Raw genomic sequence first — 12826 nt, forward strand, 5'->3', positions numbered from 1 at the left:
CCCGGCCGACGCCGGAAACCGCAAACCGTGTCGCCGGGGCAACCTTTCGCCATGCGTCGTTGCACGAACCCGCTTCTTCAGCGCCGCCAGCCTCGTGCAATGGCGATTGCAGCTTCGCGCGGAGCGCGTATTCTCGCATCCAAACTCGAAAGGATGGATGCATTAGCGGCATGACGACGATATCGCAATCTGTCCGGAATTTCGAGAACTGGCTGACCGGCGAACTCGGAGACGATCTCGTCAAGAAGGATCTCAGGGAAAAACATAAGAAGATGCGCAGCAACGCGTTCGTCTTCCTGCGCGCCACCTATTGGCGCTGGTGCGAAACCATCCTCGACATCTGCCAGGAACTTGCAGGCGTACCGGAAGTGCTGGCGATCGGCGACACGCATCTGGAAAATTTCGGCACCTGGCGCGATGTCGAGGGCCGGCTCGTCTGGGGCGTCAATGATTTCGACGACGCGGCGCTCATGCCTTATGCGCTCGACCTCGTTCGTCTGGCGGCAAGCGCCATCTTGGCGCGTGGCGACAACGGTCCGTCCGTTCGCATGATCGGCGAACTGATCCTCACCGGCTATCGCAGGGGCCTTGAAAATCCGCTGCCCGTCATCCTTGAGCGCGATTATAAATGGCTGCGCAAGGCATTGGTGCTGCCGAATGCCGACCGCCAGGAATTTTGGGAGAAATACGAGACGCTGCGTCCCGGCAAGAAACCGGTGCCTCCCGCCTATATCGAGGCGCTTACCGGTGCATTGCCATCCGGCACAGGTCGCTTCGTGGCCAAGCCGCATCGCGCCGGCACCGGCAGCCTCGGTCGGCCGCGTTTTGTCGCCTATAGCGAATGGCAAGGCGGGCCGGTTCTGCGCGAGGCGAAGGCGCTGGTGCCCTCGGCCTGGTCGCTTTGCCACGGGCTGCAGCATGGGACGATCAATGCAGGCAAGATTGCCGGAGGGCGGATGCGCTCGGCCGATCCCCACTATCAAGTCTCCGGGCGTATCCTCGTGCGCCGGCTCTCGCCGAATAGCCGCAAGATCGAGATCGACAAGCACCCGGAAATCCTGCTTGCGCCGACGATGCTCGAGCTGATGGGCTTCGAGATCGCCAACTGCCATTCCGACGATCCGGCGGCGGCCACGGCGATCCTGGAGGACCTACGGGCGCGCGGGAGCGAATGGCTGCATCAAGCGGCAAGGGCTGCGGCGTCGGCGATCAGTGCCGAGCAGAAGGCCTATGCGCGCGTCGGCTGAGAGATCCGAACGATGTGCTGATCCCAGGCGACGTCGCTGCGGGTCGACAGGAAGTCGCCATCATAGGAGGAGACGGCAAAGCCCTCTTTTGCCGGCACGATGCCCGCGGCATCCGCAATTGCCGTCTCGGCCAGCACCTTGCCCGTCCTCGCGTCGATCGTCACCGAGGCGCCGCCCTTCGGGGAGGTGATGCCGACGAGGCCTTCGCTGCGATTGACGGCGATCGCCCCGATGTAATTGGCAAGCCTGCGCGTCGTCTCCTCCGGCAGCTCGACGAAGGAAAGATCCTCGCCCTTGGCGAAATGGCCGACGAGCGGCGGCAGATCCTGGCGGTGGCCCTCGTACTGGCAGGCGAACCAGATGCGGCCCTCGCCGTCAAGGTCGACGTGGCGGGTCGACAGCTGCGACCATTCGGCCGGCAGCACATGTTTTTCGATCAACGCGCCCGTCGCCGCATCGATCAGGACCAGCGACGGCTGCATCGCCCGGAGATTGAGCTTGGTGCGGCCGAAGTCGGGATGGGTCTCGATGCCGCCATTGGCGACAATGAGAAGGCGTCCGTCATCGGACACGGTCATGTCGTGCGGGCCGATGCCATAGGTCTCGAATTCGCCGATGCGGGTGAAGCGGTCGGTCGCATCGTAGATGCCGATCATGCCGCGATTGCCGTCGAAATCGTTCTCGCTGGCGTAGAGAATGCGGCCATCGGGCGAGAACACGCCGTGGCCGTAGAAATGCCGGTCTTCCCGGGAGCTGATGACGATCGGCTGCCCCTTATTCCGTGGATCGAAGATCATCGCATAGGTGCCGGGCCGGCGCGCAAAGGCGACGGTCTTGCCGGTGGCGGCGCTGAAGGCCATGCCGTGAGCTCGGGCGGGAAGCGCCACCTGATCGACGATCTCGCCGCGCTCCGTCACCGTCGCGATGGCAAAGGAGCCGTCGGCTGCGCGAATGCCCGAGGCATAAACGGCGTCCGAGCGCTCCAACGCCATCAGCGATCTTGGCGTCAAGGCCGCAAGGAAGCCAATCCCTGCCGCCTTGACGAAGCTGCGTCGATCGATCTTGGTGCTTCGTATCATCGCTTCAGTCTCCGTCCGAAAAGGAAAAGCCGGCCGAAAGGCCGATGGCCGAGCCATATTCGTCGCTGATTCTGGTAATCAGCTGGCGGCTGTCGGCGAGCAACGCTTCGAGTTTGGCCTTCTCGGCATCGCTCACGGCGACGTCAATGTCGGGATTGAGCTTCGGCACGCTGTCGAGCAGCGATTTGAAATCCGCGTCGATCGAGGCGGCGACCGACCGCTTGTCCGTCGGCAGAAGCTCGGCCATGCCGGCCTTCTGCCAGAGCGTGCGCAGGCCTTCCAGATTGGCGGCCATCGATTTCCAGGTGTTCTTCGAACGCCAGTAGATGGCCATGCGCGGGCGCGGCGTGGTGTCCTTGCCCTTGTAGAACTGCTCCAGCCGCTGGTCGCGGACATTCTCTGCGCCGTGGACGAGAATGCCGAGCAGCGCAGTCACGGCTTCCTTGTTGTCCATGAAATCATTGCTCTGCGGGCCCGGATGTTTCCAGCTCGCCTGCACGCCATCGGGTTTTTCCCACGCCGCGACGACTTCGCCTGCCTCACGCTGGATATTGCCGGCGACCGCGGCACCGTAAAGGCAGCGGAAGCCGCCCTTCTGCTTGACGAGATCGTCGGAGCCGTTGCCATAGAGCACATATTCCAGCGCCGTCAGGCCCTGCAGCGCCACACTCTTGCCGGCGATGGCATCGACGGTCGCGTCCTTAGGATCGGCCTTGGCGATCAGCGCTTGCACCTGCTTCAGGCCGACACCCTTGCGGTCGGGATAGAACAGGATGTGCTCGAAGAGATTGTCCTGGATGACCGGCCCTGTCTGGACGATCTCGATGATCGACCAGTAGCGGATCGTGTCGTCGAAGGCGGATTTCGCCTTGTCGAGCGTCTGTTGCGTGCCGCCGTCACAGAGATCCTTCATCGCCGTCGTCAGTCGGGCGGCCGATTGCTGCATGTTGCGATAGCCGGGGCGGATCACCTCATCGACGGCGCGCTGCATGACGGCGGGAACGGCATCCTCATTCAGCCCTGCCGAAGGAGCGGCGGTCTCAGCGGCCGCCGATGTGGCGAGGCCGATCAGAGTGAGGCAGAGCAGGGGGTGCCAAAGGCGCATCAAAGTGACTCCAGGAATGTAATCAGGGCCGCCCGGTCGTCTTTCGACAGGAAGGAGAAAGCGTTGCTGGCCTTTTCAGCTTCGCCGCCATGCCAGAGAATCGCCTCGGTGACATTTCGCGCACGGCCGTCATGCAGGAAAAAGCTGTGTCCGCTGATAGTCCGGGTCAGTCCTATACCCCATAGCGGCGGCGTGCGCCATTCACGTCCGCTTGCAAGCCCGACCTGTTGCCCATCGGCCAGACCCTCGCCCATGTCGTGCAGGAGAAAGTCGGAATAGGGCCAGATCAGCTGGAAGGATTGCGCCTTTTCGGCTGCATCCCGGCGGGTGACGAATTTCGGCACATGGCAGGAAATGCAGCCGGTTTCGTAAAAAATCCGCTTGCCCCGCAGTGTCTCGGGAAAGCTCGCCTTGCGCCGCGCCGGCACGGCGAGATTTTCGGAATAGAAGGTCACGAGGTCGAGAACGGGGCCTGGGGCTTCTTCTGCACCCAGCCGTTTCTGCACCCCTGTCGGCATCTCAAGGCATTTTTCTTCCGGCTTGGTGCAATCGCCATGTGCATCCGGCTGGTCGGGCGTCGAGATGCCGATATCGTTGGCGAAGGCATCGGCGCTCTGATCGCGCACAGTGGCGTTTTGCGCCTTCCAGCCGAAACGACCGAGTGCGATCTTGCCGCTGCGATGGTCGCGCACGATCGCCGCCTTGCCCGAAATGCCGTCGCCGTCTGCATCATCAGGATCGGCATTGGCAAGAATGTCCGCTTCCGGAATGGCTTCGATCAGCCCAAGGCCGATCATCGCCGGCGCCACGCGCGCCGAAATGGTCGTCGCCGTGTCGAGCGGCCCGTAAGCGAGGTTCGTCGCCGTATAATGCGGCCGGCGAAGCGATACTTTTTCACCGTCGCCGAGCGTCACCGTCTCCACATCATAAGTGATCGCCATCCGGCCTTCTGCGGCAAGGCCGGGGACGGCAAGGTCCTGCAGTTGATGGCCATAGACCGGATCGGGAAAGTTCACGACGTCGGCATTGGCGATCGCCTTTTCTTCCTCCGGCGTGGTCGCCGCGCGTGCCAGACGCAGGAACATCGAGGTGGAGCTTGTGGCCCCCTCCGGCGGTCTGCCCCGGCCGTCATTGACATGGCAGCTCATGCAGGAGCGGGCGTTGAAGAGCGGCCCGAGGCCATCAGAGGCCTGCGTCGAGGAAGGAGCGGAAACCCAGAGCTTGCGAAAGAGCGCATTGCCGAGCTTGAAATTCTGCTCTTCCTCGAAGGGGATGTTGGCGGAAATATGCGAGAAGCTGTCTTCAGTGACGGGATCGATCGAGGTCGTGGCCCCCGCCTGCATCGCTTCGTATTGTTCGGCCTTGGAAAAATTCTCGGTCGGCCGCGTGACGTCGGCGACGCGTTTGAGATCGGTCTCGGAAAGGTCCGTTCGTCTGGTCGGCAGGTCGAAGCCGTAGGCGAGAGCGAGGGGCGCTCCTGCAAGGGCGGCGAAGGTGGCGATGCGGAGAGACAGGTGGGATTTTGAGGTGAGACGAGGGTGCCGCCCGGCAAACTCAACGGTGCTGGCGCGCATTGCCCGCACTACTCCCTCATTCCGTTCCTCAGGTTTCACCCTCGGGCGGAGCCCTGAGGACACAGGAATGAGGGAGGTAACAGACGGCATTTCAAGAGTCCGGGCCGCTCCGGCTGTCGAGGCGGCCCGCCTTTTTGCTTATTTGAAGACGGCGTTAGGATTATCCAAGCTGTCGGAACCTTCAAGCTGAACCGTGCCGAGATCGAGTGCGGCAATAACGCGCTGAATCGACTTCGTCTGGTCGATCAGACCGTCGATGGCGGCCTGGACGACCGCGTTGCCTTCCTTGTTGCCCTCGGCGATCATCTGGTCGTACTTCTCGACCGTCTCGCCGCGCTTTGCCATGGCATTCATCGCATCGAGCGTCTTGTTGAGCTTGCCTTCCATCTCGGCATCGAGCGCCTTGTCCTTGGCGGCGACGAGGTCTTGCAGCGACGGGCCGCTGAGCTTGGTGCCGTCGACGCGGGTATAGTTGCCGGTATAGGCGGCGGCGATGCCGATCGCGTCGTTGAGATGCGAATTGTAGGTATTGTCGGAGAAGCAATCATGCTCTTCCTCCGGATCGTGCAGCAGCAGGCCGAGCTTCATGCGCTCGCCAGCAAGTTCGCCATAGGAAAGCGAACCCATGCCGGTCAGGATGGCGACGAGGCCGGCCTTCGGATCTGCTTCGACGGTCTTCGTCGCCACCCCGTCCGGCTTCCAGTCATCGGTCATTTCCTTGAGGTCGGAAACGAGCAGGGTGGAGGCGGACTTCAGATATTCGGCGCGCCGGTCGCAATTGCCGTGCGTGCAGTTCTTGAGGTCGTAATCGGTGGCCGGGCGGTTGCCGGCGCCCGGTCCGGTGCCGTTCAGATCCTGGCCCCAGAGCAGGAATTCGATGGCGTGGTAGCCGGTCGCGACATTGGCTTCGATGCCGGCGGCTTCGGCGAGCGTGCCGGAGAGGAATTCCGGCGTCAGCTTCGAGGCGTCAACATCCTTGCCGTCGATCTTGATCGTCTTGTTGGCGATGACGTTGGCCACATAGAGCGAGTTTTCGTCGCTCTCGGTGCCGTAGGAGGCGTCGACATAGTCGATCAGGCCCTCGTCGAGAGGCCATGCGTTGACCTTGCCTTCCCAATCGTCGACAACAGGATTGCCGAAGCGATAGACTTCGGTCTGCTGATAGGGTACGCGCGCCTTGATCCAGGCATCCCTGGCGGCCTTCAGCGTCTCGTCGGTCGGCGCCTTCAGGAAGGCGTCGATGGCGGCGTCGAGCGCCTTGGCCGTCGTCAGCGAGTCCTCATATTTGGCATGCGCCACCTCGGCATAATGTTTCACCACGGCGCCAGCATCGGTCTCGGCCTGCGCGGGAAGGGCGAGCAGGGCGGCGGGGGCAATCGCCAGCACGGCTGCGCGGAATGTATTGAGCTTCATAATCCTCTCCTGTGACGGATCTTCCGTCTAATCGGGCTCCGTCTCTTCGCGCAAAAGTAAACTGGTGTCAAACGCTCTAGTTTGGAATGATTTTAAGAATGGCGCGGGCCGGCGCACCCCGGTCTTTCAGGTGCATTTGGCTGAAGATCAGCACTTCACGTCGAAATGACGGGCCCCAGTCTGCGCATGCAGCGGGGGGGGGGGCGTCAGCCCTTCCGCTGCATGCGGCAGAAGAAGAAGCCGTCCGTGTCGGTGGAGGCGGGCGTCAGCGTCACGGTCAGGCCATCGGAAGAGTGCGGACGCGGCGCCTGCTTTCCGAACAGGCCGTCCCAGGCGGGCAGGGCGCCGACGATCTCAAAATCAGGGTTCCCGGCCGTAAAGCGGCGCACCTGTTCCTCATTTTCCTGCGGCAGCACCGAGCAGGTGACATAGATCAGTTCGCCGCCCGGTTTGACGAAGCCGCTCGCCTGCGCCAGCGCGTCCTGCTGCTGGGCGGTGCGTTCGTCGAGGTTCTTCGCCGTCAGCCGCCATTTCGTGTCGGGGCGGCGGCGCCATGTGCCGGTGCCGGTGCAGGGCGCGTCGACCAGCACCTTGTCGCAGCGCCCGGCAAGACCCGACAGCCCCCTGGCGTCGTCATGCACCTGGACATTGCGCGTGCCTGCCCGCTTCAGCCGCTCAATGATCGGCGCCAGCCGTTTGCGGTCGGCGTCATAGGCGTGCACCTGACCCTTGTTCTGCATGGCGGCGGCCATGGCGAGCGTCTTGCCGCCGCCGCCGGCGCAATAATCGAGGATCTGTTCGCCCTCGCGCGCGAGCACCAGATCGGCGACGATCTGCGAACCTTCGTCCTGAACTTCGAACCAGCCTTTCTGGAACGAAAGCTCGGCTGTCACGTTGGGAAGACGCGAGGCGCCTTCGCCGGCGGCAATCCGGATGCCGTAGCGGGCGATCTTCGCGGCATGCGCGCCGGCTCTTTCGAGCGCCTTGACCGCCTTGTCGCGCGAAGCCTTCAGGATGTTGGCGCGCAGATCAAGCGTCGGGCGGGCGGCAAGCGCCTGTGCTTCGGCGAGCCAGCCGGCGCCGAAAGCCTGTTCGAAGGAGGATTGCACCCATTCGGGAATATCGCCGCGGATATGCGGCGGCGCGTCCTCGAGCGAGCGGCTTGCAAAGGCGGCTGCGGCCTCGGGTGAAAGCGGCGCCGGCGCGAACTTGTCGTCGGCGAGTTCGGCGGCAAGACTGTCTGGGGTGAAGCCCCATTGACGGAACATGACGGCGTGGGCAATGGCCGCAGCGCTGTCGTCATTCATCAGCCAGGCATGCGAAAGCCGCATGCGCAAGGCGTCGTAGACGATGTTGCCGATTGCCGCACGATCGCCGGAACCGGCGAAGCGATGGGCAAGGCCCCAGTCCTTGAGTGCGTCCGCGACGGGTCGCTTGCGGGCATCAATGTCCGCGAGCACAGAAATCGCCCCTTCGAGGCGGCCGCCCAGACGCATTCACATATCTCCTGTTGCCGTGCCGTGTGAACGATCCGCACACAGTGCCGGGCGGATGGTTTACAGGTTTCAACCGCGTGGTAACCGCGATTGGCGGCAAGAGCAAGCGCCGCTGACGGCGCAGGCGGTTGCAAGCTCCGGGCTTAGCTGATCACCTGGTAGCAGACCTTCGCCGTGCCGGAGCTCACCATGCCGATATTCTGTGCGGCGGCGCGCGACAGATCGAGCACACGGCCGCGGATGAACGGACCGCGATCATTGATGCGAACGACGACGGTGCGGCCATTGTTGCGGTTGGTGACCTTGACCTTGGTGCCGAATGCGAGCGAACGATGCGCGGCAGTCAAGACGGCGGGGTTCATACGTTCTCCGGAAGCAGTTTTGGAGTGAAGAGCGTACCATGAAGCACCGCCGCAGCCATTTGCAGCAAAACCTTCCGCCGGAAGCAGGGAAGAGCAGGCCGCAATAGTTGCCGCAGCGATAATAGAACGGCTGATTTTCTTCAAAACGGAGTATCCCTCAACTATTGAACACACGCCTTTGCAGGCGGCGGGGCTTAAATCCGTCGAAAAATGGCAAAAAAGTGCCGCTCACGATCACGGAATGTTGCATTCTGTAATATGTGTGATGCTATTGATAAAATTTCGGAATTTGCCCCATGCGGTCGGACGTAGAAAAAACCTAATGGAATCAGCTAAAATTCAAATGAATTTTCCGACGAAGCGTTGAACTGCGCGGTCCTCACGGAAATCACGAAATTTTTTTCCCGCCTTCGCCATATTTGCTGCCACATTTGAGCAAATTCAAAGGCTGTTAACCATAAGATGCGGCGAGAATTGTTCGTAAGAGTGCCGAAAGTAGGAATTTCCTACTCATTTTGGGTGATAACTCTGGCCGACCGGATCTAACCGCGCCAGCGCCTGTCCAGCCACAATTGTGCAAGCGACATCGGATAGTTCGGGAATGAGAATTCGAAACCGGCCGCCTTCAGTTTTGCGTTGGAAACCCGCTTGTTCTCGCCGTAGAAAGAACGCGCCATCGGCGTCAGCTCGGCGGTTTCGAAGGCCTGTTCCGGAGGCGGTTCGACGCCCATCAGCCGTGCCGCCTCGACGATCACGTCCTGCGGCGGCCCCGGTCGGTCGTCGGTGATATTATAGATGCCGCCGAGGCCGCGCTCCGACAGGAAGCGCGCCGCCGCGCCGATATCCTCGACGCGGATGCGGTTGAAGACCTGGTCCTTCTTGATCAGCCGCCGCGCCGTGCCCTTTTCGAGATTGCAGAAGGCGTTGCGCCCCGGCCCATAGATGCCGGAAAGACGCAGCACCGCCGCCGGCACGCCACGCTCGCGGCCCATTGCCAGCCAACCCTCTTCGGCCTCAAGCCGCTCCTTCGACCGCCCGGAAACCGGCAGGCACGGCGTGTCTTCGCTTACCCAGGCGCCCTGGTGATCGCCATAGACGCCGACGGTGGAGAGATAGCCGATCCATTCGAGCCTCGGCAGCAGGCTCGCGCCGTTTTTATTGAGCAGTCCCAGCAACGGATCGGCCTTTCCAGGCGCGATCGACTGCACGACATGGGTGACATCGGCCAAAGCCCGGACGAGTTCCTCTTCCATCGTCTCGCCATCGAACAGGAATGCCTCGATGCCGGCGCGGCGGAGCGCTTCCATCTTCTCTGCGGAACGGGTCGTTCCGGACACCCGCACGCCGTCGCCGGCGAAGGCCTTGGCGATTGCCGTGCCGGAATAACCGCAGCCAAAGATCATCACATGCATCAGCCCACTCCCGCCAGCCGCCATTCGTTCAGCACATTTTCGTCGCTCTCGTCGGTCCTTTGTGCGGCAAAGGCGGAGAATTCGCCAGCCTCCATCAGCCGGGAAAGCGCCCAGACAGCCATGCCGCGGACCGCCGGGGCGGAATCGCCGGCGAGCGCACGACATTGCGCAATGAGCGCCGTCTCGCCGGAATTGCCGGCAGCGATCAGCACGTTGCGGATGAAACGGTCGCGACCGATCCGTTTGACCGGCGAACCACTGAAGAAGGCGCGGAAGGCGGCATCGTCCAGCGTCAGCAGAAAGGCGATCGACGGCTCCTTCAGCTCTTCGCGCGCCTGCAACTTCATTTCGGAGGCGGAGCTTGCGAACTTGTTCCAGGGACAGGCGGCGAGACAGTCGTCGCAGCCATAGATGCGGTTGCCGATCAGCACCCGCAGGTCGGGGTCGATTGGTCCCTTGTGTTCGATGGTGAGATAGGAGATGCAGCGCCGCGCGTCGATCTGGTAGGGCGCCGGGAAAGCGGCGGTCGGACAGACATCGAGACAGGCGCGGCAGGAGCCGCAATGATCGATCTCCGGCGCGTCGACGGCAAGATCGGCGGTGGTGAACATCGAGCCGAGAAACAGCCAGGAGCCTCGTGTGCGGCTGACGAGATTGGTGTGTTTGCCCTGCCAGCCGATACCGGCCGCCGCCGCCAACGGCTTTTCCATCACTGGCGCGGTGTCGACGAACACCTTCACATCGGCGCCGGCGCGTGCGGCAAAGCGTGTGGCGATCTCCTTCAGCCGGCCCTTGATGATGTCGTGATAATCGCGATTGCGGGCGTAGACGGAGATTGCCGCCCTGTCCGGCTTGCCGAGGACGTCGCGCGGGTCCTCCTCCGGAGCATAATTGAGGCCGAAGACGACGACGGACCGGACCTCGCTCCAGAGCGTCAGCGGATCGCCGCGCCGCTCGCGCGTCTCCGCCATCCACTCCATCGTCCCGTGGCGTCCGGCATCGATGAACTCACCGAGACGCTGTTTGGCTTCGGGGATCGCGTCAGGGCGGGTGACGCGGCAGAGATCGAAGCCCTTGGCGGCAGATTCCGCCCGGACGAACTCGGTCAAATTGTCGCGGCGGCGGCGCTCTTTGTCATCATTGTCGGGCATGAGGCGCCCTCGTCAGAAATCCAGATCGGCATAATGCGAAACCGGGGTCAGGCCGCGCACCCGCTCGGTCAGCATCGGCCGGAAGGAGGGGCGCGATTTCAGCCGCTGGTACCATTCCTTGACGACCGGAGCCTCGGCCCACTCGATCTCGCCGAGATAATCGAGGATCGAGATCGAGGCGGCGGCGGCAAGGTCGGCATAGCTCATCCGCTCGCCCGCCAGCCACTGACGCGAGCCGGCAAGCCAGGTGAGATAACGCATATGCTGGCGGATATTCGCGCGGGCCGTGCGCAAAATCTTCGAATCCGGCGCTCCGCCGCCCTGATCGGCGGTCATCTGCAACTTGTAGACACGCTCGCGGGCGAGCGGCTTCGTCACGTCGTTTTCCATTTTCTGCATGAACCATTCGCTCAGCCGGCGGATTTCCGCCCGCTGGAACGGATCCTCGGCGAGCAGCCGCCGGTCGCGCTTCAAGACCCCGTGCGTCTCGTCCAGATATTCGGAAATGACGCTCGCGCCACAGAGCGCACGCATGCTGTCGTCGACATAGACCGGCAGCGTACCGGCCGGATTGAGCGCCAGGAAATCGCGGCGCTTCTCCCATGTCTGCTCTTCGATCAGATCCGCCTGATAGCCGTATTCCGCCAGGATCAGCCGGACGAAGCGAGATGCGGAGGACATGGGATGATGATAAAGCGTGGGCATCGATACTCGGGCTTTATGATTGCTGTTACAGGACTGTGTGGCAGCTCGTTTATAGCGCCTTAGTCATGACTCATTGGTTGAAGCTATAGGAGTTTGGCCCGGCCAACACAAGCGAATCGGCTTTCACGCCATCTGACAAGGGACAAAACACACGTCTTGCGCACGAGGATAACGGCTGCTTGATCGGCTCAGACGCAGCTCCGAGCATTTCCCGCAGGAAGTGCTCGGTCCGAACGACCTTTAAACCGGAGACAATTTATGGACTATATCAATGCCGCCATTCTCGGTGTCATCGAGGGGATCACCGAGTTTCTGCCGATCTCCAGCACCGGCCATCTCATCATTGCGGAGCAATGGCTCGGCCACCGGTCGGACATGTTCAACATCGTCATTCAGGCGGGCGCCATCCTTGCCGTCACGATCATCTACTGGCGCCGCCTGCTGGATCTGGTGCTTGGCTGGCGCGAGCCCGAGAATCGGGACTATGCCTCCAAACTGATCGTCGCATTTCTCATCACCGCAATCCTCGGCCTCGCCGTCAAGAAGCTCGGCTTTGAACTTCCCGAGACCGCGACGCCGATCGCCTGGGCGCTCATCATCGGCGGCATCTGGATGATCTTTGCCGAATGGGCCGCCGCGCGCCGGCCGCCGCATAAGCAGATCACCTGGCTTGTCGCTATTCTGGTCGGCATCGCCCAGATCGTTGCCGGCGTCTTTCCGGGGACGTCACGCTCCGGCGCCACGATTTTCGTCGCCCTGCTGGCCGGCACCGGCAATCGCGCCGCGGCGACCGAATTTGCCTTTCTCGTCGGCATCCCTACGATGTATGCCGCAAGCGGCTATGAGTTGCTGAAGACCTTCAAGGATGGCGGCGCGGCAGGTGAAGACTGGACGGCGCTCGCCATCGCGTTCGTGGTCTCCACGATCGTCGCTTTCATCGCCGTCAAATGGCTGCTCGCCTATATAAGGAGCAACCGCTTCACGCTCTTTGCCATCTACCGCATCATTCTCGGCGTCCTGCTGCTCGGCATGGCCGCGACCGGCATGATCGCCTGAGGCAGCTGCAACTGCATTCGCGCAACTCCCGGCGCGAATGCATTGCGCTGTCGGAAGTTTGCGCACAAGGACCCGCTCGCCGGCAAACGTCGAGTTTTCAGATCTATCTTGAGGAAGGACGCTCGTCGCCGCTTTGAAGCAGGCAATATCGAGCCTTCATTGCGGAACGCCTGGTTCGGCGTTCCCGACGGCTTGTCTTCGTGGATGCCGGCGCAAGGTGCCGGCC

Annotated in this window: 11 protein-coding genes; 2 read left to right on the plus strand and 9 right to left on the minus strand. The window is 62.4% G+C overall.

What is annotated here, in order from left to right; translation table 11 throughout:
* Positions 1-170 precede the first annotated feature (170 nt).
* Positions 171-1247, plus strand: a complete 1077-nt coding sequence (locus tag NL154_RS22530; protein WP_434733375.1) for a DUF2252 family protein — start codon at positions 171-173, stop codon at positions 1245-1247.
* Here NL154_RS22530 and NL154_RS22535 read toward each other — a convergent pair.
* The 9 genes from NL154_RS22535 to NL154_RS22575 form a co-directional block, all read right to left on the minus strand.
* Positions 1229-2326, minus strand: coding sequence for a DUF1513 domain-containing protein (locus NL154_RS22535; protein WP_434733376.1), 1098 nt, complete (start codon positions 2324-2326; stop codon positions 1229-1231). The genes NL154_RS22530 and NL154_RS22535 overlap by 19 nt on opposite strands.
* A 4-nt stretch (positions 2327-2330) precedes the next feature.
* A complete protein-coding gene (locus tag NL154_RS22540) occupies positions 2331-3431 on the minus strand; it encodes an imelysin family protein (protein ID WP_434733377.1) in 1101 nt (366 codons plus the stop codon).
* Positions 3431-5005, minus strand: a complete 1575-nt coding sequence (locus NL154_RS22545; RefSeq protein ID WP_434733378.1) for a di-heme oxidoredictase family protein — start codon at positions 5003-5005, stop codon at positions 3431-3433. Before NL154_RS22545 ends, NL154_RS22540 begins: the two co-directional genes overlap by 1 nt.
* Positions 5006-5143: 138 nt before the next feature.
* Positions 5144-6418: an imelysin family protein gene (locus NL154_RS22550; protein WP_434733379.1), complete on the minus strand. Its 1275-nt coding sequence runs from the start codon at positions 6416-6418 to the stop codon at positions 5144-5146.
* A gap of 206 nt (positions 6419-6624) precedes the next feature.
* Complete coding sequence (locus tag NL154_RS22555; protein ID WP_210629504.1) at positions 6625-7914, minus strand: RsmB/NOP family class I SAM-dependent RNA methyltransferase; 1290 nt, start codon at positions 7912-7914, stop codon at positions 6625-6627.
* Positions 7915-8057: 143 nt separating this feature from the next.
* A complete protein-coding gene (locus tag NL154_RS22560; RefSeq protein WP_184457978.1) occupies positions 8058-8420 on the minus strand; it encodes a septal ring lytic transglycosylase RlpA family protein in 363 nt (120 codons plus the stop codon).
* 398 nt (positions 8421-8818) lie between these two features.
* Positions 8819-9688, minus strand: a complete 870-nt coding sequence (locus NL154_RS22565) for an SDR family oxidoreductase (RefSeq protein ID WP_210629503.1) — start codon at positions 9686-9688, stop codon at positions 8819-8821.
* Positions 9688-10839, minus strand: coding sequence for a tRNA epoxyqueuosine(34) reductase QueG (gene queG, locus NL154_RS22570; protein WP_434733380.1), 1152 nt, complete (start codon positions 10837-10839; stop codon positions 9688-9690). The genes NL154_RS22565 and queG overlap by 1 nt, the downstream gene beginning before the upstream one ends.
* Positions 10840-10851: 12 nt before the next feature.
* Positions 10852-11544 carry a glutathione S-transferase family protein gene (locus NL154_RS22575; protein WP_210629501.1) on the minus strand — a complete coding sequence of 231 codons (693 nt, stop codon included), beginning with the start codon at positions 11542-11544 and terminating at the stop codon, positions 10852-10854.
* A 258-nt stretch (positions 11545-11802) separates the two neighbouring features.
* On the opposite strand from NL154_RS22575, the gene NL154_RS22580 reads away from it, so the two are divergent.
* Positions 11803-12600, plus strand: a complete 798-nt coding sequence (locus tag NL154_RS22580) for an undecaprenyl-diphosphate phosphatase (RefSeq protein WP_434733381.1) — start codon at positions 11803-11805, stop codon at positions 12598-12600.
* Positions 12601-12826: the final 226 nt, after the last annotated feature.

It is taken from the genome of Rhizobium sp. YTUHZ044, assembly GCF_051123975.1.
Lineage (GTDB): Bacteria > Pseudomonadota > Alphaproteobacteria > Rhizobiales > Rhizobiaceae > Rhizobium.